Origin of the sequence: Paenibacillus sp. 598K (assembly GCF_003851045.1) — a bacterium.
Lineage (GTDB): Bacteria > Bacillota > Bacilli > Paenibacillales > Paenibacillaceae > Paenibacillus_D.
In genome coordinates, this window is sequence record NZ_BFBX01000158.1 from 14177 (window position 1) to 36600 (window position 22424).

The following is a 22424-nucleotide window of genomic DNA, read 5'->3' on the forward strand; positions in this document are numbered from 1 at the left end:
CGAGTATGCAGACACGCCCTGGCTGGGAGGAATACAATATGCAATTACGCATGAATCATCGACAAGCGAACCCCGCAGGCTATCAGGCTCTTTTGAAGCTTGAGGCGGCCGCCAAGGGCATGGGATTGGATCCCGTACTGTTTGAACTCATCAAAATTCGGGCTTCACAACTCAATGGCTGTGCGTTCTGTCTCGATATGCATACGACAGATCTGCGCAAAATGGGAGAGCGTGAGCAGCGTGTCCACCTGATATCGGTATGGCGCGATGCGCCCCTGTTCACGGCCTCGGAAAAAGCCGCGCTGGCGCTAACGGAGGCACTCACTCTGGTCGCGGAAAAAGGGGTGTCCGATGACTTGTATGCCGAAGTTCGCGAATACTATGACGATAGCGAAGTCGTGGCGCTAATCATGGCGATCAACGCCATCAACTGCTGGAACCGCATCGCCATCGCCACGGGGATGTATCCTGGCTGTTTTGACGCCTGACCGCAAGTCTCCAGTTTATACGTACACACACGAACCGCCTCAGTCACCGGCAAGGTGGCTAAGGCGGTTTATAGAAGGTACACTAGAACAAAGAAACGCTAACGAATGGGAGGTGGCGGCCATGGCTGACCAAATCGAGGAGGAGCAGATCGAACGGTGGTACCGGGAGTATCAACCGCTGCTCACTGCGGTTGCGTATCGGATGCTGGGCTCGCACAGCGAGGCAGAGGATGCCGTGCAGGATGTTTTTGTTACGCTGAGCCGACAGACGGAACTGGGGATCGAGCACCCACGGGCATATCTGATCAAGATGGTGACCAACCGCGCGCTCAATATGATGAAGGCATCACCCCGGATTCGCGAGCACTACCCTGGACTCTGGCTGCCGGAGCCGATATTGGATAGCGCCCAGGACGACGGTCCGCAGACTCAGCTGCTGCAGCGGGAGCGGCTGGGCTATGCCCTGCTCGTGCTGCTCCAGACCTGCACCCCGCCGGAGCGGGCCGTTTACGTACTGCGGGAATCCGTGGGCTGCGACTACAAGGAGATTGCCGAGATGCTGGGAAAAACAGAAGCCGCCTGCCGCAAAATCTACAGTCGGGCTGCCGCCAAGCTCGGCGTGACGACCCTCTCCGAAGACTCCACCAGGCTCGACAGCGCCATGGATCGCTTCGTGCAGGCCTTCACCACAGCCGTTAACTCCGGCCGCTTCGACGGCTTCCTTCGGTTGATCGCAGAGGATGCAACCCTGCTCAGCGACGGCGGCGGCATTGTTCGCTCCGCGCTTCGTCCCATACTTGGACGGGAGAGAATTGCCGCATTTTTCACTGGCATTGCCCGCAAGGGCTCGCTCACAGGCCATCTGCGCCCCGTCCGGCTGAGCGGCCAGTCTGGACTGCTGCTGGAGCGCGCGGGACTGCTTCCCATGGCTTTCGCGCTGGAGCCTGTGCCCGACGGGTCGGCGATTCAGGCGATCTACCTCATCTCCAATCCTCACAAGCTGGGCCGGGCGACGGGCACGCATCCCAAGTGGCTGTGAATCCGTCGCGGGCCCTCTCATGACTTCGTGCCATTCGGCCTCCAGCCGGTATCGCAGCGCCAAGGCTCACATTATTCGGCGATACCGTTCCAGAACGTCACATCCTCTACAGGCAACCTGAATGTTGGATGCCCGGGCTGTGCCGCTTTACCCACGGCGATCAGCATCACCGTCGCATAACGCTCAGGAATCGCGAACATCGCACGGAGCTTGCCTGCATCGTAGCCTGCCATCGGAACGGTATCGTAGCCGCGGGCCTTGGCAGCAAGCATCAGTTGCATGGAGACCAAGCCGCAGTCCGTCATGACGCCATTTTGACGAGCGGTAGTATCCAAGGTTGCGAATCCCGCTGTAATATTACCCACAAGCGCCTGCTTGATTTCCTCCGTCATGTACCCCGCCTCAACTGAGGCGCTGTAGATTTTATCAACCTGCACATGCGCCTGCAGGTCCCCCAGTACAGCAATGACTGCAGAAGCATCGGCAACCTGCTGTTGGTTGTAGGCGATCGGCAGCAGTTGATCCTTCAATGCTTGCTCTGTAATAACAAGAAACTTCCACGGCTGCAGGTTGGCTGCGGACGGTGCCAGCGTCGCTTCAGCCAGAATCTCCTTTAGTTCTTGCTCCGAAATGGTCACGCTAGGGTCATAATGACGAACCGAGCGGCGCTCCTTGATTACCTGTAGAAAAGATTTCCATTCTTTGGTTTGACTCTCCATGTGCTATTCCTCCCTATTCATTCTCTGTATTTTTAAACTGAGCAGTATTTCGCACAGTTAAAACCAAAAAAAAGAGAGCTTTAACTGTGTTAATGTAAACACAGTATAGTTCCCCCTTCAATCTTCTGTCAATCTTAATTTGCATCGATACTCGCTTTGGTTACCAAATCGGCAATCGTTCGCTGCCCCAACGCTTCCATTATCGATTGGTTAATCTCCTCGGCCATGTCCAGCAAGGCCTCATGCATCCGCACACCAAGCGGGTGATCCCCTGTGGAGTCCAACATTCCATCACCAAACGGTTCGTTGACGTTTAGCGCCTTATAGATCTCTGCAAAAGTCAGAGAGGCCGGGTCGCGGGCCAACCAATATCCGCCGTCGCGCCCCTCCCGCACCTCCAGGATATTCTCTTGTGCCAGCTTGGCGAGAATGCGCCGTATTTGAGTCGCTTCAGTGCACAGGTGGTCAGCAATATGGCTGCTGGGTTGCCTGCAGGAATGGTCCGCCATCATAGCCAGAGCTTGCAGCGCCAAACCAAACGCTTTGCCGTTGGCTGAACAGCTATGCTGGGATCGCTTCATGGGCCCGCCCCTCCCCTCTCCATCTGTTGTTTCAGCATTATATCAAAGCCCTTCTACAGCTTCAAGATTCCGTCTTCTATGCATCATCGATTCAGCCAGGACAAGTACGCGTCCGGGACTGGAATTAGCGTTCGGGGCAGTCTGGCCAGGTCTGCATGACCGACGAGCTCGGATGCGGTCACAGGCTCTGGACGATCCAGCCAGCCGGCCAGATGCGCGAGCAGCCCAACCAGCCGTTCGACACGGACCCCGCGCTCGCGAAGCCCTTGCAGCGCAAGCGATTTGTCGCGCTTGGAGAATCGCTCGCCCCCGGCATCCCCTAGCAGAGGCACGTGAGCGAAGCGGGGTGCCTGCAGACCTAGCGTCTTGTACAGCGCCAGCTGACGCGGGGTCGAGTCCAGGAGATCGGCTCCCCGGACCACGTCCGTGATGCCCATAGCGGCATCATCCACGGTGACAGCCAGCTGATAGCTGTACATGCCGTCCGCGCGCTTCACAACAAAGTCGCCTAGCGCCTCTCCTTCGTAATGCATGTCGCCATAAATCCCGTCTCTAAAGTCGACTGGTGCATCCGGCATTCTGAATCGGAGCGATGGCGTCTTGACCCGTGCCCGTTCTGCCCGCTCCTGCTCGCTTAAATGCCGGCACCAGCCGGGATAGGCTGGCCCCTCAGAGGACAAGCCATGCGGCGCGCTGGCAATCTGAGCGAGTTCGGCGCGGCTGCAATAACACGGATACAGCAGACCGGCCGTCTCCAGCCTCGTTAGCGCCTCTTCATAGAGCGGATCGCGAAGACTCTGCAGGTAAGGGGCATGGGGTCCGCCGCGGTCCGGACCTTCGTCCCAATCCAGACCCAGCCACCGCAGATCGTCCAGCTGCTGCTCTCGAAACGCGGCTCTGGATCGCGGCTTATCGATGTCCTCCACCCGCATCACGAATGTTCCGCCCGCTTGCCGGATCTGCAGCCAGGCGACAAGCGCGGCAAACGCATTGCCCAGATGAAACTGGCCTGACGGTGTTGGGGCGAACCGGCCTCTTCTCACGGTAGACATCCTGCACCACCCTCCACGTAACGGATGACGAGTTGAACTTAAAAAAAGAGCAGCATTAGCCGCCCTTCTTAGCAAAGTTATGTATGACGTAATTACTGAAAAATGGCGGAGCTGACGGGATTCGAACCCGCGGTCTCCTGCGTGACAGGCAGGCATGTTAGGCCTCTACACCACAGCTCCACATTCGCAGCAACACAAGCAACATCATACCATGAAGGGACAAGCTTTGACAAGGCATCCCGACGATTTTCGCCCATGGACAAGAGTAAAAAATCATCCCTATGCTATACTGTCAACAGAACTAATCATAAGGGAGGACCTTGACGTTATGTATGCGATGCAGGGCTGCCGCTCGTTGGACTATCCACCGGGATCGTATCCGAGCACGGCCGCTTCACACTTGCTCGGCGTTGTAATCGAGGGGCGGGGCCGCATCCTGATCGGCGGACAAGCTTATACGCTGACTGCCGGTAGTGGCGTGCTGATCGACCACGGGACGGACTACGAGCTGCTGCCTTCAGAGCGACTTCAGCTGGTCTGGATCGCTTTTGACGACCTGATCGAGACCTCGAGCACCGAGCGAGAGCGTCACTATTACAAGCGCGCAGGCGGATTCCCCTTGTACGGCCTGCTGCCTGCGACAGCGATGCCGGCTGTAGCCGACTTGGCGCGGCAGATCGAGGCTCTGCTGGCAGAGCCGGGAGAGCGCCGCCGCCACCGGGCGGATAGGCTGCTCCAGGAGCTGATAGGCCAGCTGCTGGATATGACGTCTGCGACACAAGTGTCCACCGCAGATGCCTTGGCGCGGGCGGCGGACTACATCCGGACGCATCATGACAAGCCGCTGACCCGCGATCGACTCGCAGAGGCAGCCGGGCTCAGCCCGTGGTATTTCTCCCATCAGTTCAAGCGGTGGCTGGGCGTCACGCCGATGGAATACGTCCATCAGGTGCGCATCCGTCATGCCAAGGAGCTGTTGATCCTGCATCGCTCCGGCATCCGCGAGGCGGGCGAGCGGAGCGGTTATGCCGATGAGCCGTATTTCCGCAAAAAATTCAAGCAAGTCGTCGGCATCACGCCTGCCGACTACCGCAAAAACAAGCTGGCCCGCATCGCCTCCCTCTCCTACACGTTCACCTCGCATCTGCTGACGCTTGGCATCGTCCCGCTCGCTGCGACGGTCGACCGGGAGCGCGAGGCGCATCGGCAGGAGGCGCATGCGTCCATAGCTGTCCATCTGCGACGCGCGATCTTCCGGGAGGATGCGCTATTCGAGGAAGACTTCGCGCGCCTGGGATCGCTCCAGCCCAGCCTGATCGTCGGCGACGACCTGATGATCCAGGGGGAGACGGCCGCCCGCCTCGGCGATATCGCGCCATGTCAGGTGATCCCCTGGCTTGGACTCGATTGGCGCGGCCACTTCCTCCAGATCGCCCGCCTGGTCGAGCGAGAGAGCGAGGCAGCCGCCTGGCTGGACGCTTATGACCGCCGAGCCTTACAGGTCCGGATGGCGCTGACGGAGACGGTCGGAGATGCCTCGGTTCTGCTGCTGCGCATCAGCTTCGGGCAGTTGAGCGTCTTTGGCGAGCGCAACGTCGGGGCTGTACTCCATCACGACCTGGGATTGCGATGCCCCTACGATCTGGGGTTGATAGCAGTCGAGCAAGCGATCGATTTGGCATTTGTGATGCGCTGCCAGCCTGACTTCCTGTTATTGGCCATAGACGATTCCCCTGCCTCCCAGTCGATGTGGGAGCTGATGCAGGAGCATCCGCAATGGCAGAGCTTGCCCGCTGTACGCGACCGCCGTTGCTACCAGATCGCAGCCTATCCGTGGCTCGAGTATAGTCCCGAGGCGCATCGACGGATGCTCGAGCAGGCCATGTCGCTGCTCGCCCCGCACCATTCGTTTGAACAGACCGCACAATTAGCGCCGGAATAAACACACGACCAGACATAGAGTCACGCTGACAAGCGTGCTATGATCCTAATTGATAATGAAAATTGATATCAATAGAGGATGGTGCATCATGAGAAAGACCCGTTTGTATCCACTCTGCCTGGCCGCGCTGCTCCTCGTGCTGCCGGCTTGCGGTAATGCAACGCCTAACGAACCAACACCCGGCGCATCAACTCCCCCCGTCTCGGACAACGCAGCCAAAGGCGATGGAGCAAGCGAAGAGCCCACCGCCGAGTGGCCGCGCACCTTCAGCCATGTCATGGGCGACATTACGCTGGAGGAGCAGCCGACCCGCGTATTCGGACCGTATGTCGAGGACGCGCTGCTGACGCTAGGTGTGACGCCCGTATTGAAATGGTCGCTCGGCGACTATGTGCAGGATTATCTCGAAGGGCAATTGGCCGAAGTGCCGTCAGCTGATTACAGCACGGGTGGCCCGCCGCTGGAGACGGTGCTCGAAGCCGCGCCCGATCTGATCTTCCTCTACAGCGCCGGTATGGGCGAGGAGGGGCGCTACGAGCAATTGAGCAAGATCGCTCCGACTTACGTCTATGATAAAGCATCCGAGGATTGGCAGGGCACATTGTCTGCCTTGGGGGAGCTGCTCGGCAAGGAGGATGTGGCGGAAGCGAAGATCGCCGACTATAACCAGAAGGTCGAAGAGGCGCGCAGCCATCTTGCGTCCGTGTCCGACAAGACGTTCGCCGTCGTGCGCGTACGGCCTAAAGATTACGTCATCATGGACGGCGTCAACTTCTCCGGCAAGACGCTGTACGACGAGCTGAAGCTGACGCCGCATCCGATGGTAAAGGAGCTGGCCTGGGACAACTTCCAGCCGATCTCCCTAGAGAAGCTGCCGGACCTGGACGCCGATTATATCTTCTACATGGTGCAGGGCGAAGCCTCGCAAGGGATGGCTCAGGAGCTGTTCGACAGCCCGTTCTGGAAAGGCCTGCCCGCCGTTCAGAACGGTCAGGCGTATGAAGTCGAGGTTAGCCATTGGCTATCCTCCGGTTATATCGCCAACACTGCGCAGGTCGACGACGTGATGCGTCTGATCGCGCAGCAATAGCCTCCGGCATGCATGCGGATAATGGGAATGGTCATACTACCACCATCCCCTTATCCGCACTGTGCAGGAGGTTTTTTGTCGATGAATGTCCAATCCGGAACTTACTACTGGCCAGCCACGCTGGCTGATCCGCCAACCTATCCCTATCTGACCGAGGACTTAAGCTGCGACGTGCTGATCGTCGGCGGCGGCAGCTCCGGCGCGCAGAGCGCCTATGCGTTGGCCGGACAAGGTCTCGCCGTCGTCGTGATCGAGAAAAACACGGTTGGCAGCGGCAGCACTGCCACCAATACCGCTTTGATTCAGTACTCCGGCGAAAAGCTGTTCACCGACCTGATCCATACGTTCGGCCAGTCCGCCATCGACCGTCATCTGGCCTTACTCCATCAGGCTATCGACGACATCGAAGCGGCGAGTCGCCTCGTAGAGATGGACACCGAATTCCGCCGTCGCAATACGCTTTACTTTGCCAGCTGCGAGGAAGATGTAGCCAAGCTGCATGCGGAGTACCAGTACTTGCGAAGCCAGGGCTGTCAGGTCGAGTACTGGGAAGAAGAGCGGGTGAACGCGCTATATCCCTTCGCCCATCATACGGCCATCTACTCCCGCAACGACGGCGAGCTTAATCCATTCAAATACACCCATGCCCTGCTTCAGCACGCAGCGGCGCGAGGGGTCCGCGTGTTCGAGCATACGGCGATGAATGGTCATCGCTATGACCGGGAGCGAGAGCGGATGCTCGTCACGACGCGCAGCGGTCGGCAGATCGACGCCGGTCGCGTCATCTTCGCCGCGGGCTATGAGGGCATCGACATCCGCAAGGAGCCGCAAGCGTCCTTCGTCAGCACGTATACGGTAACGACCGAGCCTGTCGACGACTTCAGCGCCTGGCCCGAGCGGACGCTGATCTGGGAGACGGCGCGTCCGTATCTGTACCTGCGCACGACTGCCGACAACCGCGCCATTATCGGCGGCCTCGATGAGACGACCGATATCGCCGAGCAGCGCGACAACAAGCTACATCATCGGCAGCAGATGCTGATGGACGCTTTGCGCCAGCGCTTCCCTGCCATCCCGTTCGAGCCAGCTTACGCTTGCGCAGCCTTCTATGGCGGCATCCGCGACGGACTGCCGGTCATCGGCCGCTATGACGACTACCCGCGATGCGACTTTATCTTCGCCTTTGGCGACAACGGCACCGTCTACAGCCAGACGCTGGTGAGGGCCATCGCTGACGACATCCTGCACGGTCATAGCCCGGATCTCGAGCTGTATCGTCATGACAGGCCGGTGCTTAAGGTCGGCGTGGAATAACTGCTGCCCCAATTACTGGAACTGGGGCTTCACATCATCTACTGGAACCGCACATCGTCGATATACACGGTGCCGCTGCCTTGGGCCGCTGTCGGCTCGAGCATGATGATTACATTGGCGCGCACCGCTTTGTCCGGCACGACATATTTGTCGAAGTACATCTGCTGATACTTCTTCGAGACATCCTTATTGGCGAAGGAGTTGGAGAGAACCACTTGATTGGCCGCATCGAAGAAAATAATCTGGTAGCGCACCTGGGCATTTTTCAGGCTCTCCACGTATACATTGGCGCTTGCGAAATATGGGTCGCCAGCTTTAACCTTGACTGACTGATAGATGTACGCCCGCTCGCCGGAGGACAATGTGCCGCTTATTTTCTGCGCCTTGCCTCCGGCGGAGACCGGGGCCGTCGCCAGGCTAATGCCCTTTCCTTCCTTGCGCCACCCGGCAGCCAGCTGCGATTGCGAGCCGGCGATCTCAAAGCTTGGATTGGTCAGCTTGTTCGGCGTCGCCGTATAGCTCAGATTCGCCATGTCGACAGTAAAGGCGCCGCTGCCGCCGGCTTCGGTGGAGCGGACCAAGATATAGACGACCGCATAAGCCGTATTGGCCGGCGTTTTGCCGTTTAAGGACATCGACAGATTAGGCTGAAGCACCGTGCTGTCTGTCGATTGATTGCCGATGTACTCGTGCTTGCTGTTCAAGAAATCGATATATAACTGCACCTTGGCCTTTTTGAGCGACGTCGCGTTGAACAACGCGCTCAAGTTATAGGTCGCATTGCCATTCATTTTAACATTCTGATAGATTCCCGACATCCCGTCCTTGTACAGATTGGCATCCGAGATCCGGTGCGCCCGAGTCCCCTCCTCTGCCGATTGGGCGACCACCTGGATGGCAGGCTTGTCTCCGCTGACGATCTTGCTCCAGCCGTCCGCCACGCCGGTCGGGCTCGTGAAGCTCTCGAAGCCCGGATTCGTCAACAGATTGGCATCCCAATCGTACCGGAGGTTCATCTGATCCACCAGCAAGTCGACAGAGCCCAGATCGGCATTGCCCTTCACCATAATATACACCTCGGCGAAGGCTGCCTTGGCAGGTAATGTGCCATTGGCGGTCAACGTCACATATTTCCCGCCCGTCGGGCTCGAATAGGAGGTGGAACTGTTGCCGACCCACTCTCCCGCGCTGTTCAAAAAGTCCATATAGAGATATACGTCAGCCTTTTCCAGCTTCGTTATATTTACGTTAGCATTCGCAACATACGGCTTGCCGCCGTCGATTTTTACGCGCTGGGACATGCCGACATAATAGCCTTTGCCGATTTTGCTGGCCGTCAGTCGTTGCGCCTTTTGCCCGCTCGTCACCGATGAGCTGACGGTCTGCGCGGTCGTGTAGATGTTTGTCCAGCCATTGGCGATGCCTGTTGTCCCGGTATTGGCTTCAAAGCTGCCATTGGTCAGCAGATTCGCGGCTTGGGCTTTGGCAGCCAGATTTGTAGCAGATACGGCTTGCGCGAGTCGAAAAGGGGCGCTTTGCCACGAATAATCCCGTTCCTCTTGGTCAGCAGCTATCGTTCCGTTCATGCCGGGCATTGTAAACAGCAGCAGCGCGATAAGACCTCCTGCAATCCCCTTTTTCACTTGCACAAGCATTCTCTCCCCACGTAAGTAAGTGTCCCTAGCTTATTTTAAGATAAGCTACCCGTGAAAGATTTGGCAATCTTTTATTTTCTCCCGGCGCTCTACCACTCGGCGATACTGCCGTCCTCGTGACGCCAGACCGGGTTTTTCCAGTCATGGCCGATCGCAGCCATCTCGCGAACCTTGGCCTCGTCGACCTCGATGCCCAGACCCGGCTTGGTCAGTAGACCCACGAAGCCCTGCTCGTAATGGAAGACGCTGGGATCGACGAGGTAGTCGAGCAAGTCGGACCCTTCGTTGTAGTGGATGCCCAGGCTCTGCTCCTGGATGAAGGCGTTGGGCGTGCAAAAGTCGAGCTGCAGCGAAGCAGCCAGCGCGATCGGACCAAGCGGACAGTGCGGCGCGACCGCCACATCGTACGCCTCGGCCATCGCCGCAATCTTGCGCGTCTCCCAGATGCCGCCGGCATGACTGAGGTCCGGCTGCAGGATATCCGCATAGCCGCTCTCGAGCAACTGCTTGAACCCCCAGCGCGTATACATCCGCTCGCCGGTTGCGATCGGGATCGCCGTATGACGGGCGATCTCCCGCAGCGCCTCGTTGTTCTCCGGCAGCACCGGCTCCTCGATGAACATCGGCTTGTACGGTTCCAGCTCCTTCACGAGCAGCTTGGCCATCCCCTTGTGCACCCGGCCGTGGAAGTCGATGCCCACGCCCAGCTTGTAGCCGACCGCCTCGCGGATCGCCGCGAGGCGCTCCACCGCTGCCTCCACCTTGTCATACGAGTCGATCCAGTGCAGCTCCTCCGTGCCGTTCATCTTGATCGCCGAGTAGCCCTGCTCCAGCTTCTCGCGGGCGGCCAGCGCCGTATCCGCCGGGCGATCGCCGCCGATCCAGGCGTACACCCGCATCTTGTCTCGCACGCGGCCGCCCAGCAGCTCGTACACCGGCACGCCCAGCCGCTTGCCCTTGATGTCCCAGAGCGCCTGCTCGATGCCCGAGATCGCACTCGTCAGGATGGGCCCGCCGCGGTAAAAGCCGCCGCGATAGAGCGTCTGCCACAGATCCTCGATCGCACCCGCCTCGCGGCCGATCAGGTACTCGCTTAGCTCCTCCACCGCCGCCTTGACCGTATCGGCTCGTCCTTCGACGACCGGCTCGCCCCAGCCGACGAGCCCGTCATCTGTCGTGATCTTCAGGAACAGCCAGCGCGGGGGGACTTTGAACAGCTCCAGTGAACGAATTTTCATAGGTATTCAGCCTCCTATTATTCATATGATGATTATTAATAAATACATAATACATCATATGAATTTTATTGAATACCCATAAAAAAAGAACAAGGCCGCCGTGCTTCTTGCAGCACCTTCGTCCTCGCTCTCCGATTCCGTTTCTATCCGGCCCTTCATGGCTGACGCCCCGCCTCCAGCTCCCGTCGCATATCCTCGATATGGAGCCGCATCAGACTCCGCGCCTGACTATCATCCCGCTGCTGGATCGCCAGAGCGATCAGCAGATGATACGCGGCCGCCTTGTCGTCCATACCAGGGATACGCATCGTCTGCCTCCGGCTGTCGAACAGCACATCGCCCAGCATCCGCAGCGTATGGCTGAGGATGTCATTGTGCGCCGCCTCGGCGATCTGCTCGTGGAATCGCATATCCTCCTGCAGGAAGGACTGCCCGGCCCGCATCTTGCGCTGCATCGCCTCCGCCGAGCGGACGATCTGCGCCCGCTCCTCTGCCGATGCCCGCTGCGCGGCCAACGCCGCCAGCTCCGGCTCGATGACGAGCCGGGCCTCGGTCAGCTGCAGCCAGGAGCCGTGCTCCAACGCCGCCACATAGCGCTCTGCCGGCTCGGGCAGTTGATCGCTCACGAAGGTGCCTCGCCCCTGCTCGACGAGCAGGATGCGCTGCTTGCCCAGGATGCGCACCGCTTCCCGCACCGAGGATACGCCAACCTTCAGCTCGCCTGCGAGCTCCTCGAGCGTTGGGATGCGCTCGCCAGCCTTCCACACGCCCTGCTCGATCCGCCGTTTGATCTCCTCATAGACGACCTCATACACCAATTGCTTGCTCATCGCTCACACTCGTTTACCATCAAAGTTTCAGACTGCCCTCAAAACGGAGCCTACGGTCACAGGATCGATCTTCCGATCGCTGTTGTACCCAGATTTCTTTATTCGAACCGCATTAGCGGTTGAAATCCGGGGACAGCGTATGCTTTCGAAGCTAGCTTTTCTGCGAAAAGCTCTTAGGCGAACTACACGCTTTCTGTAAGAAAGCGACTTCGAAAGCATAATCTTCGCTTCTACAGATTCGATCCCGTGCCTCTTCGGCCTTTTGTGGGCAATCTGGCATTTTGATCTTATTATAGCATAGCTCTTCGCGGTTACAGCTGACCTATTCGGCAGCCTGTCTTCGATATGGAGCCACTGCCTTTTTAGGATCGGAGCTGCGTTTGTGACGGCGCAGCGAACGTCCCATCGTGACCGAAATCACAGCGAATACTGTCACAATTTGTTATAATATGTGTAAGAAAGATCATAGCCGAAGGGGGAGCAACAAATGAACCGCCGTTGGAGTCTGGTCAGGAAGCTTGTGCTCGGGATCACGATGGTCGCCGCGACGACGTACGGGACAAGCGCCTTTTTTATTTTTGTCTTAAAGGATTGGATCGCTCCCGAGATGTCGACGTGGCTATTCACAACGATGACCCTTGCGATGGGGGTATTCTGGACCGGGCTGCTCGGGTGGCTCACCGCTCGCGCGCTCGTCAAGCCGATCAATGCGCTACAGCTCGCTGCCGGCAAAGCCGCGGAGGGCGTCCTGACCGAGGGCGTCTCTGTCCCCCGCGCCAAAGACGAGCTGCACGATCTCGCTCAGGCGTTCAACCATATGGTCGGCAATCTGCGCGGCATCGTCACCGACATCGATACTCACTCGACCACGACCAGCGCCGAGGCCGGACACCTGCGCGAAGCGGTCGAGATGGCTGCCATCCAGCTCTCAGAGATTACCGCTCGCGTCGATAAGATCGCGCACAATACGGATACGCAGGCAGACCTCTCTCGCTCGATGCACGGCACCGTGCAGACGATGGGCCAACTGACCGAAGCGGCCTTCAAGGAGACCGAGCTGGCTCGTACCGATGTCCTGCAGATGCAAGAGGCGGCTGTGAGCAGCAGCGCTGCGATGGAGCGTCTAGCCCTGTCGATGCGTCAGCTCGCCGAGGATGGACAAGCAACCGCTGCCATCGTTACTCGACTAGAGTCTCACGCCGGGCGGATCGACGATATCCTGACCGTCGTCCAGGACATCGCCTCCCGTACGCACCTGCTGGCGCTCAACGCCTCCATCGAAGCCGCTCATGCCGGGAGCGAGGGACGCGGCTTCGAGGTTGTCGCCCTGGAGATCCGCAAGCTGGCCCAGCATAGCTCGGAGGAAGTCCGCCACATCGCCGGGCTCGTAGAGGACATCCACGCCGATCTCGGCGTAGCTGCCGAGCGCATGGCTGCCCAGGCCCAACAGATGCAGGCCGAGTCGCTCCGCACCGAGGATAGCCGTGCGACGATGACGACCGTCTTCGGCTCGGTCGAGCGGACGGCACGCACGATCCAGGAGATGGCGGGACTGATGGATACGCAGAGCGCCCAGATGCGCATCATCGTCGACCATGCCCGCCAGGTGGCCGACGCAGCCGAAGACAACGCCGCACGCCTCGGCGATATCGCCTCCTCTGTGCAGGAGCAGAATGCGATTGTCCAGGAGGTGGCTGCCGCCTCGCATGAGCTGGAGCATACCGCCGAGACGTTGCAGCGACGCATCCAGCTGTTCCGGATTGACAAAGGCGCTTGATCGCCAGAGCCCATCGCCAGAAACACAAAAACCGCTATTCTCTCCAGGAGAAACAGCGGTTTTTTGCGTTTTGTCACAGCTTATCCTACACGATGCCGGAGATGCGCGTACTCACAGCCGCCGCCTAGCTTATTCCTCCAGCACGCTGTCCAATTGACGCATCGGGAATTGCTCCTGCTTGCCTACGCCGGAGTACCCTTCGGCTCGCAGCTTGCGTGCGGTCAGATATAGCCACAATTGGCTGGCAATATAGATCGAGGAGTACATCCCTGCGAACAACCCCACCGTCATCGCCAGCGAGAACAGCCTTATCGACTCGCTGCCCCACAGCAGGATCGCCACGGAGGCGAACAGCACGCACAGGATCGTATTAAGCGAGCGGATGAGCGTCTGGTTCAGACTATCGTTGACCAACGTGCGCAGCTCTGCGCGCGTCCGGATGACGTTCGTCTGCAGGTTCTCCCGGATCCGGTCGAAGATGACGACCGTATCGTTGATCGAGTAGCCGATGATCGTCAGCAGCGCCGCGATGAACGGCAGGTTCACCTCCAGATGGAACATCGAGAATAAAAAGACGACGAGCAGCACATCATGCACGATCGTCACCACAGCAGCCAAGGCGAACCGACGGTCGAAGCGAACCCAAACGTAGAACCAAATCCCGAGCGTCGACAGCAGCACGGCGATAATCGCCTTGACGGCGAATTCGCGAGCCATCTCCGGATCGACCGTATTGGCCTCCCCGCTCACTCCCGCCCCGTAGACCTCGGCAAATGCCGCTTCGATGCGATCGGCCTCGCCCGATTCCGGGTCCATCACGGTGTCGAAACGGATCGATACCCGATTGCCCGACTCTCCTCCCACCGTGACGGCAGCTGGCTCTAGCCCTACTCCCGCTATGACACGCTCCGCCTCCGTCTGCTCGATCGAGCTCGGCAGCACCAGATCAATGGAGGTTCCCGCTTTGAAGTCGACCCCGTAGTTGATGCCCTGCAGCCCCAGGCTGGTCAAGCCGGCTATACCCAGCACTGCTGTGAAGATCATGATCGCTCGGGTGCTCCGCACGAAGTCAAACCGCGAGCTGGGCGGCGGCGCCACCTCCGGCTTGCGGGCGTACCAGCGGGCATCCCGCAACGCGCGAGCGCTCACCAGCAGCCGCAGCAACCCCTGCGATAGATAGACATTCGTGAGCACGCTGAGCACGATGCTGAGGATCAGCGTCACCGCAAAGCCCTTGATCGCCCCCGAGCCCAGCATGAACATGACTATGCCTGCGACCAGAGTCGTAACGTTGGCGTCGAGGATCGAGCGGGAGGAATGCTTCGCCCCTTCCCGGACCGCCGACAGCAGGCTTTTGCCGGACCGGAGCTCCTCCTTGAGCCGCTCGTACGTAATAATATTCGCGTCTACGGCCATGCCGATGCCGAGGATAAACGCAGCGATGCCCGGCAGCGTCATCGTCGCCTGCACCAGATTGAAGCATAACAGCAGCAGCCAGCTGTACGTAATGAGCGTGAAGCTCGCGATCAGGCCAGGGATGCGATAGAAGACCAGCATGAACAGCAGGATCAGGACAGCGCCCAAGCCGCCGGCCCAGAGGGTCTGCTCCAGCGAGCGATAGCCAAGGGACGCGCCGACGGATTGATTGTACTTCTCGGTCAGCTTCAGCGGCAGCGCGCCCATGTTAATAATATCGGCGATCTCGACAGCCTCGTCATACGGGAAATCTCCGGTGATCTGCATAATCCCGTTGTCCATCACCGCAAGCACGACGGGATTGGTCAGCACGCGCTCATCCAGGTTAAAGGAAATCGACTGGTTCAGCAGACGCGAGGACACTTCCTTCAGCAGGTCCTTATCCTTCACCTCGACCTGGATGGCCGGGCGAAACAGCTCGTCCCGCACGACCATCGCGCCGCTCTCCTTGAAGTCCGTGCCGCGCAGCTCCACTTCGCCATCCGGCCCGAGCACCGAAAGTTCGGCCGGCTTTTTCAGCATCGCCCTTACCTTCTCTTCGTTGTCAACGCCCGCCAGCCTTACCCGGATCCGGTTGCTGCCCTCGGTCCAAATCTCGGGCTCCGAGGTGCCCAGCGCATCGACGCGCTCCTGCAAGCTTTTGGCGGTCTGCCGCAGCGCATCCTGCGTAATCTGACTCCCCTCGACGACTGGGTGCGCCTCGTACAGAATCTCGAAGCCGCCCTTCAGATCGAGGCCCAGCTTGACGCTCGACAACGCCTGCGGCATCGTCAGCGCGATGACCAGACTGACCGTCACAACGGTCAGACAAAATGCGAAAAGTCTTTTAGCTATCATTGATTCTGCTCCGTCTCTTCATGGGTTGAATAGCTCCAATATACCACACTGGCCGCTCCTGAAAAGAGGATAATATTTGTTCAGTAAATGTTCAGCGTTGCTGTTTATAATAGGAATGGAATGCAATTTTTCGACAGTTTTCTACTGATTCGGTGAAACCAGGAGCGTGTGCGATGAAGGACAAAAGACGCGCGGTCATGACGGGACTCAGCTTTACGCTGATCCTGTCGAATGCCGCAAATGCTGCAGCCACTGCAAACAGTCTGTTTGACGATCTGCAAAAAGTGCCATGGGCAGAAAAACAAATCACCCAGATGAGCTTGCTGGACGTCGTCCAAGGACGGGACAATCAAAAGTTTGAACCGCAAGGCAATGTAACCAACCAGGAAGCGATCGTCATGATTCTTCGCTTGCTGAATGCCGATCAGTCCCTGACCGCAGGCGGAGGCAGCTTGCCCGCAGATAGCTGGGCGCAGCCTTATGTCCAATTGGCGCTTGATCTCGGCTTGATCCGTCAAGCTGAGCTGACCTCCTCGAGCAGCGAGAGCTGGGGACGTCAGCCGGTGATCCGCGAATGGGCCGCCGAATTTATCGTCCGCGCCATCAAGCACAACAACAATCTGCAACACGTGGCCAGCTCGTCAATTGTCTTCGCCGACCGCAGCAGCATCTCCGCTAGCCATGCCGACGCGGTTAATGTCGCGTCTGCTCTGAACATCATCAACGGGTTTCCTGACGGCAGCTTTAAGCCGCAAGACAATGTCACTCGCGCACAGATGGTCAAGATGCTGAACGAAACGCTGCCTTACCTCCTCGTGAACGAGACCAATAAAGTAACGGACAAAGTATTTTACGGCGTCATCCAATCGGTCAGCACCGACCAAGTCATCGTGTCCGTCGCCGGCCAGTCCCTCACCTTTGCCATCTCATCTGATACCTTCGTCTACGATCAGGCTTCGCAAGCGATCGGCGCGGCCGCGCTGCGTTCTGGACAAGCCATCTCCGTACTTGCCGATAGCGGCAAAGCCCAGTATATTGAACGTACGAGCCAAGCGATCGACCTGGCGTCGATCGAAGCCAAGCTGCTCGATCTGGCTAAGCCAGGCAAAGACGGTGCTTCTGGCGCCACTGGCGCGACGGGCGAAGCTGGAACACCGGGTGCGACAGGAGCTACAGGTGCCACCGGCGCGACGGGAGCCGCAGGAATTGGCGGGGCGCCAGGGGCAAAAGGCGCGACGGGGGCCACAGGTGCAACAGGACAGCAGGGCCTCACTGGTGCGACGGGCGCTACCGGCGCTACCGGTGCGATTGGCGTTACTGGGGCAACAGGCGCAATGGGCACCACAGGTGCGACGGGCGAGACTGGTGCTAAGGGCGAGACTGGCGCCAAGGGCGAGACTGGCGCTAAGGGCGAGACTGGCGCTAAGGGCGAGACTGGCGCTAAGGGTGTGACAGGCGCTGATGGCGCGACAGGCGCAACAGGGGCCACGGGCGCAGCCGGCATGAACGGCGTCACGGGAGCCACGGGCGCTACTGGAGCAACCGGTGCGATCGGTGTTACGGGCGCGACAGGGGCCACAGGCGCAGCCGGCATAAACGGCGTCACGGGAGCTACAGGCGCTGCGGGCGTGAACGGCGTCACTGGCGCTACTGGTGCTATGGGTGCGACCGGACAAGCTGGCATCACGGGCGTGACCGGTGCTACGGGTGCAACTGGACAAGCTGGCGTCACAGGAGCGACCGGCGCTACCGGCGCTATAGGTATGGACGGCGTCACGGGGGCGACTGGCGCGACAGGGGCCACCGGCGCTAATGGCATCACTGGAGCTGACGGTGTGACAGGAGCGACTGGCGCTACCGGCGTGATGGGCGTGACCGGTGTAACAGGCGTGACAGGTGCTACCGGTGCGACGGGAGCCACGGGCGTAACTGGAGCCACAGGCGTGACAGGCGTCACCGGTGCGACGGGTGCGACGGGTGCGACTGGCGCAGGTGTGACTGGAGCCACGGGAGTCACTGGTGTAACGGGCTGGGCTGGCGCTACCGGGGCAACAGGTGCCACAGGCGCGACGGGTGCTGGCGTAACAGGTGCGACAGGGGCCACCGGCGTGATGGGCGATCCTGGCGTGACGGGAGCGACCGGGGCTACAGGTGCTGCAGGAATTCCCGGCGTCAGCGAGTATGCCTTTGCCAACAAAAACGCGGGGCAAACCGCAGTCAGTTTTGGTGGAACGGACATTGTTCTGGATAGCATTAGCTATAACAGCGCCAATATTTCCTTTAATGGTCTCAATGCATTCACAATAAATGAGTACGGGTATTATTTAGTCCAATATGATATTAATCTCATCATGACAACGACCGCATCTTCAGGTATATGGCAAAATTACTCTATAATTGCGCAAAGTGTCGTTAGCAATTCCTTAGGCACCCGAGATACATTCTCGAATACTTTTATTATTGCTTTAAATGCAGGTGACATCTTGAAACTCCAACTGTTTGGAGCAGACGAGACGGTGGCTCACGAGGCCGGCGACGGCGCCTCCGTCACCATCCTCAAGCTTAACTAACTTAAAGGAGTCTCTCATGACGACGATTAGCATCATACTTCTGGCCCAACATGCCGAGCTGACAGATCCCTGTCTATCAGCCCTACAACAACATACGCCCGGGCAGATCGAGCTGGTCGTCGTGAATGACGGGGATCGTGCGGATACCGCCCGAGCAATCGACCGCTACGCCGAGCGAGTGACGCGAGTAATCGCTACTCCTTCGCTCACAGGGTTAGCCGCTGGCTACAACATCGGAGCGGCTGCCGCTGCTGGCGAGCGCATCGTCTTCCTCCGCGACCATGTGACAGTCACTCCCGGCTGGCTGGAGGGTCTGTCCCGCGTGATGGACCTCTACCCTGACGCCGTCGCTGTAGGTCCGGTCAGTCATGGGGTCAGCGGCGCACAGCAGTTGGACCTTCCGATCGATGGACTGCTGCGGTTGTCCGCGGATCAGCGGTCGATGGTACTGACGCGTGGCGGGGAAGCACACATCCGCACGAACCGGCTGCTTAGCTTCCTGCTGCTGGTGGATCGTGCGCGGTTCCACGAGCTCGGCGGCTTCGACGAGCAGTTCGTTATGGAGTCCTACGAGGACGATGACTACTGCTTGCGCGTACTGCAAGCTGGCTACGGACTCTATATCGCACGGGATGTAGCGGTCAAGTATACCATGCCGCCGCTGCTGTTCCCTGACGATCCTTCCTGGTATGGCCGTCAGCTCGCGACGAACCGCGAGCTCGCCGCCGCCAAGTGGGGCGAGGATGTGTCCGCGTTGCTGAATCGTCAGACGCGCCCGGTCTCCGTCAGCTTGTGCATGATCGTCAAAAACGAGGAAGCGACGCTGGAAGGCTGTCTCTCCAGCGTCGCTGGCCTCGTCGATGAGATCGTCATCGTCGACACCGGCTCGACAGACCGCACCAAGGCAATCGCCGCCCGCTTCACCAACCGTATCTTCGACTTCGAGTGGGTACATGACTTCTCCAAGGCGCGCAACTACTCGTTCCAGCAGGCAACTGGAGAATACATCCTCTGGCTGGACGCCGACGACGTCTTCCTCGCGGAGGATCGGGAGAAGCTGCGGCAGCTGATCGGCTCGCTCCCGTATCATGCCGATGCTGTATCCATGCCCTATCATCTGCATCGCGACCAGCACGGCAACGTCACCAGCAGCATCCGGCGCAACCGTCTCGTCCGCAAGAGCATGGGGTATCGCTGGATCGGCTGGGTCCACGAGTACCTGGAGGTCCAAGGCAGCATCCTCGCCAGCGATGTCGCAGTCACGCATAATCGGGTTCATCAGTCGACCACCCGTAACCTGGAGCTGTATGAGACCCGGATCAGCCAGGGCGACCAGCTCGGCCCGCGGGATACGTACTATTATGCCAATGAGCTGTATGACCACGGTCGCTGGGCGCAAGCGGCCGAGCAGTATGAGCAACTGCTGAAGCTGCCTAATGTATGGGTCGAGGATCGGATCGGTGCCTGCGGCAAGGCTGCGGAGTGCTACATCCAGCTCCAGCAACTGGAGGATGCCCGCCTCAAAGCGCTGCAATCGTTTAGCTACGCGCTGCCGCGAGCGGAGAATTGCTGCCGACTCGGCCAGATCTTCCTGTCCGAGCAGCGCTACCAGGAGGCGATCTACTGGTATGAGACGGCCGCACAGCTGACGATGCCGACCGACAGCAGCGCGCTACTGCTGCATGCTTACTGGACCTGGCTGCCGCAGTTGCAGCTCTGCGTCTGCTATGATCGGATCGGCGATTACGCCCGCTCCTATGCTGCCAACGAGAGAGCAGCCGTGTATTTGCCGGATGATCAACGCATCATCGACAACAGAGCCTATCTGCAGCAGCGACTGGAGGCCATCCGATGATGGATCGACAGCAGCCCCATCTGACGCTCTCGATGGTGGTGCGCAATGAGGGCGACCGTTATCTCAGCGAAGCGCTCAAGCGGCATCGCACGTATATCGACGCTGCCGTCATCATCGACGATGCCAGCACGGACCGGACTCCCGAGCTGTGCATGGAGCTACTGGAGGGCATCCCGCTCAAGCTGGTGCGCAATCGCGTGCCGATGTTCGCCAACGAGATCGAGCTGCGCAAGAAGCAATGGGAGGAGACTGTTGCCACCGGACCGGACTGGATTCTGAATCTGGATGCGGATGAATGGTTCGAAGACCGCTTCGCGTCGGGAGTGCATTCGCTCATGCTGCAAAGCGAGATGGCGCTCTATTCCTTTCGAATGTATGACTTCTGGACTCGCACAGCTTATCGGGAGGATGATCTCTGGCAGATGCATGCCGGTTACCGACCGCTGCTCCTCCGCTATCAGCCAGAATTCGATTATGCTTGGCAAGAGACGGCGCAGCATTGCGGGCGTTATCCCGAGAACATCTACAATTTGCCCAACGCAATCTCTGACTTTAGGGTCAAGCATATGGGCTGGTCCGATCCGCTCGACCGAATCGCCAAATTCCGGCGGTACATGAGCTACGATCCCGAAGGCAAGTTCGGCTCGCTTCAACACTATTATTCCATCCTCGACGATCGGCCCCGCCTGTTTGAGTGGCGGGAAGATACCGAGCAACCTTAACCATAACAAACGAGGCTGTCCAATTTTTGGACAGTCTTTTTGTTCAGTAAATGTTCAGAGTCGGTGTTTATAATAAAAATGGAATGCCATTTTTCGACAGTTTTCTACTAATCGGTGAAACCAGGAGCGTGTGCGAATGAAGGACAAAAGACGCGCGGTCATGACAGGGCTCAGCTTTACGCTGATCCTGTCGAATGCCGCAAATGCTGCAGCCACTGCAAACAGCCTGTTTGACGATCTGCAAAAAGTACCATGGGCAGAAAAGCAAATTACCCAGATGAGCTTGCTGGATGTCGTCCAAGGACGGGACAATCAAAAGTTTGAACCGCAAGGCAATGTAACAAACCAGGAAGCGATCGTCATGATCCTTCGCTTGCTCAATGCCGATCAGTCCCTGACCGCAAGCGGCAGCAGCTTGCCTGCAGATAGCTGGGCGCAGCCTTATGTCCAACTGGGGCTCGATCTCGGCTTGATCCGCCAGGCTGAGCTGACCTCCTCGAACAGCGTGAGCTGGGGCCGGCAACCGGTAATCCGCGAATGGGCCGCCGAATTTATCGTCCGCGCCATCAAGTACAACAATAATCTGCAACGCGTGGCCAGCTCGTCAATTGTCTTCGCCGACCGCAGCAGCATCTCTGCTAGCCATGCCGACGCGGTTAATGTCGCGTCTGCTCTGAACATCATCAACGGGTTTCCTGACGGCAGCTTTAAGCCGCAAGACAATGTCACTCGCGCACAGATGGTCAAGATGCTGAACGAAACGCTGCCTTACCTCCTCGTGAACGAGACCAATAAAGTAACGGACAAAGTATTTTACGGCGTCATCCAATCGGTCAGCACCGACCAAGTCGTCGTGTCCGTCGCCGGCCAGTCCCTCACCTTCGCCATCTCGGCTGACACCTTCGTCTACGATCAGGCTTCGCAAGCGATCGGCGCGGCCGCGCTGCGTTCTGGACAAGCCATCTCCGTACTTGCTGATAACGGCAAAGCCCAGTATATTGAACGTACCAGCCAAGCAATCGACCTGGCGTCCATCGAAGCGAAGCTGCTCGATCTGGCCAAACCGGGTAAAGACGGTGCGGCCGGGGCTACAGGTGCGACAGGTGAGGCGGGCTCACCGGGTGCGACCGGACCAACGGGACCTACAGGTGCGACAGGTGCAACTGGCGCAGCAGGAGCTGGCGGAGCGCCAGGGGCCAAGGGTGCTACAGGCGCAACGGGACAAGCCGGCATCACGGG

Annotated in this window: 17 protein-coding genes and 1 tRNA gene; 10 read left to right on the forward strand and 8 right to left on the reverse strand. The window is 58.9% G+C overall.

From position 1 onward, the window contains the following. Positions 1–38 precede the first annotated feature (38 nt). Positions 39–488 (forward strand): carboxymuconolactone decarboxylase family protein, encoded by a 450-nt coding sequence (locus tag PA598K_RS32410; RefSeq protein WP_128660889.1) that lies wholly within the window; start codon positions 39–41, stop codon positions 486–488. A gap of 121 nt (positions 489–609) precedes the next feature. Beyond that, positions 610–1527 (forward strand): sigma-70 family RNA polymerase sigma factor, encoded by a 918-nt coding sequence (locus PA598K_RS32415; RefSeq protein WP_128660890.1) that lies wholly within the window; start codon positions 610–612, stop codon positions 1525–1527. 71 nt (positions 1528–1598) lie between these two features. Here the strand turns inward: PA598K_RS32415 and PA598K_RS32420 are convergent, their stop codons facing one another. The 4 genes from PA598K_RS32420 to PA598K_RS32435 all read right to left on the reverse strand — a co-directional run bounded on the left by PA598K_RS32420 (position 1599) and on the right by PA598K_RS32435 (position 4059). Beyond that, positions 1599–2246 carry a nitroreductase family protein gene (locus PA598K_RS32420; RefSeq protein ID WP_128660891.1) on the reverse strand — a complete coding sequence of 216 codons (648 nt, stop codon included), beginning with the start codon at positions 2244–2246 and terminating at the stop codon, positions 1599–1601. A gap of 134 nt (positions 2247–2380) precedes the next feature. Then, positions 2381–2827: an RrF2 family transcriptional regulator gene (locus PA598K_RS32425; RefSeq protein WP_128660892.1), complete on the reverse strand. Its 447-nt coding sequence runs from the start codon at positions 2825–2827 to the stop codon at positions 2381–2383. Positions 2828–2910: 83 nt separating this feature from the next. Then, positions 2911–3879: a tRNA glutamyl-Q(34) synthetase GluQRS gene (gene gluQRS, locus PA598K_RS32430; RefSeq protein WP_128660893.1), complete on the reverse strand. Its 969-nt coding sequence runs from the start codon at positions 3877–3879 to the stop codon at positions 2911–2913. A gap of 103 nt (positions 3880–3982) precedes the next feature. Next, positions 3983–4059 (reverse strand) — tRNA-Asp (locus PA598K_RS32435). Between the two features lie 148 nt (positions 4060–4207). Here PA598K_RS32435 and PA598K_RS32440 point away from each other — a divergent pair. From PA598K_RS32440 to PA598K_RS32450, 3 genes are all read left to right on the forward strand, one after another. Beyond that, positions 4208–5821: a helix-turn-helix domain-containing protein gene (locus PA598K_RS32440; RefSeq protein ID WP_185602360.1), complete on the forward strand. Its 1614-nt coding sequence runs from the start codon at positions 4208–4210 to the stop codon at positions 5819–5821. 88 nt (positions 5822–5909) lie between these two features. After that, on the forward strand, positions 5910–6911 hold the full coding sequence (locus PA598K_RS32445) for an iron-siderophore ABC transporter substrate-binding protein (RefSeq protein WP_185602361.1): 1002 nt from the start codon (positions 5910–5912) through the stop codon (positions 6909–6911). Between the two features lie 81 nt (positions 6912–6992). After that, entirely contained in the window at positions 6993–8225 is a 1233-nt protein-coding gene (locus PA598K_RS32450; protein WP_128660896.1) for an NAD(P)/FAD-dependent oxidoreductase, read from the forward strand. Positions 8226–8263: 38 nt separating this feature from the next. On the opposite strand, the gene PA598K_RS32455 is transcribed toward PA598K_RS32450, so the two are convergent. The 3 genes from PA598K_RS32455 to PA598K_RS32465 all read right to left on the reverse strand — a co-directional run bounded on the left by PA598K_RS32455 (position 8264) and on the right by PA598K_RS32465 (position 11948). After that, positions 8264–9874, reverse strand: a complete 1611-nt coding sequence (locus PA598K_RS32455; protein ID WP_128660897.1) for a hypothetical protein — start codon at positions 9872–9874, stop codon at positions 8264–8266. A 95-nt stretch (positions 9875–9969) separates the two neighbouring features. Continuing rightward, entirely contained in the window at positions 9970–11118 is a 1149-nt protein-coding gene (gene dgoD / locus PA598K_RS32460; protein ID WP_128660898.1) for a galactonate dehydratase, read from the reverse strand. A 155-nt stretch (positions 11119–11273) separates the two neighbouring features. Further along, the gene (locus PA598K_RS32465) at positions 11274–11948 is read right to left on the reverse strand and encodes a FadR/GntR family transcriptional regulator (RefSeq protein WP_128660899.1); all 675 of its coding nucleotides are present in this window, start codon (positions 11946–11948) and stop codon (positions 11274–11276) included. Between the two features lie 487 nt (positions 11949–12435). On the opposite strand from PA598K_RS32465, the gene PA598K_RS32470 reads away from it, so the two are divergent. Next, the gene (locus tag PA598K_RS32470; protein ID WP_128660900.1) at positions 12436–13725 is read left to right on the forward strand and encodes a methyl-accepting chemotaxis protein; all 1290 of its coding nucleotides are present in this window, start codon (positions 12436–12438) and stop codon (positions 13723–13725) included. 129 nt (positions 13726–13854) lie between these two features. Here PA598K_RS32470 and secD read toward each other — a convergent pair whose 3' ends face one another. Further along, positions 13855–16038 (reverse strand): protein translocase subunit SecD, encoded by a 2184-nt coding sequence (gene secD / locus PA598K_RS32475; RefSeq protein ID WP_260405723.1) that lies wholly within the window; start codon positions 16036–16038, stop codon positions 13855–13857. A gap of 173 nt (positions 16039–16211) precedes the next feature. On the opposite strand from secD, the gene PA598K_RS32480 reads away from it, so the two are divergent. The 4 genes from PA598K_RS32480 to PA598K_RS32495 all read left to right on the forward strand — a co-directional run. Further along, on the forward strand, positions 16212–18608 hold the full coding sequence (locus tag PA598K_RS32480) for an S-layer homology domain-containing protein (protein ID WP_128660901.1): 2397 nt from the start codon (positions 16212–16214) through the stop codon (positions 18606–18608). A 16-nt stretch (positions 18609–18624) separates the two neighbouring features. After that, complete coding sequence (locus PA598K_RS32485; RefSeq protein ID WP_128660902.1) at positions 18625–20463, forward strand: glycosyltransferase; 1839 nt, start codon at positions 18625–18627, stop codon at positions 20461–20463. Next, positions 20460–21185, forward strand: a complete 726-nt coding sequence (locus PA598K_RS32490) for a glycosyltransferase (protein WP_260405724.1) — start codon at positions 20460–20462, stop codon at positions 21183–21185. Before PA598K_RS32485 ends, PA598K_RS32490 begins: the two co-directional genes overlap by 4 nt. 136 nt (positions 21186–21321) lie before the next feature. Then, positions 21322–22424 (forward strand): S-layer homology domain-containing protein (locus tag PA598K_RS32495; RefSeq protein ID WP_148092026.1); only part of this gene is annotated, 1103 nt, incomplete at its 3' end.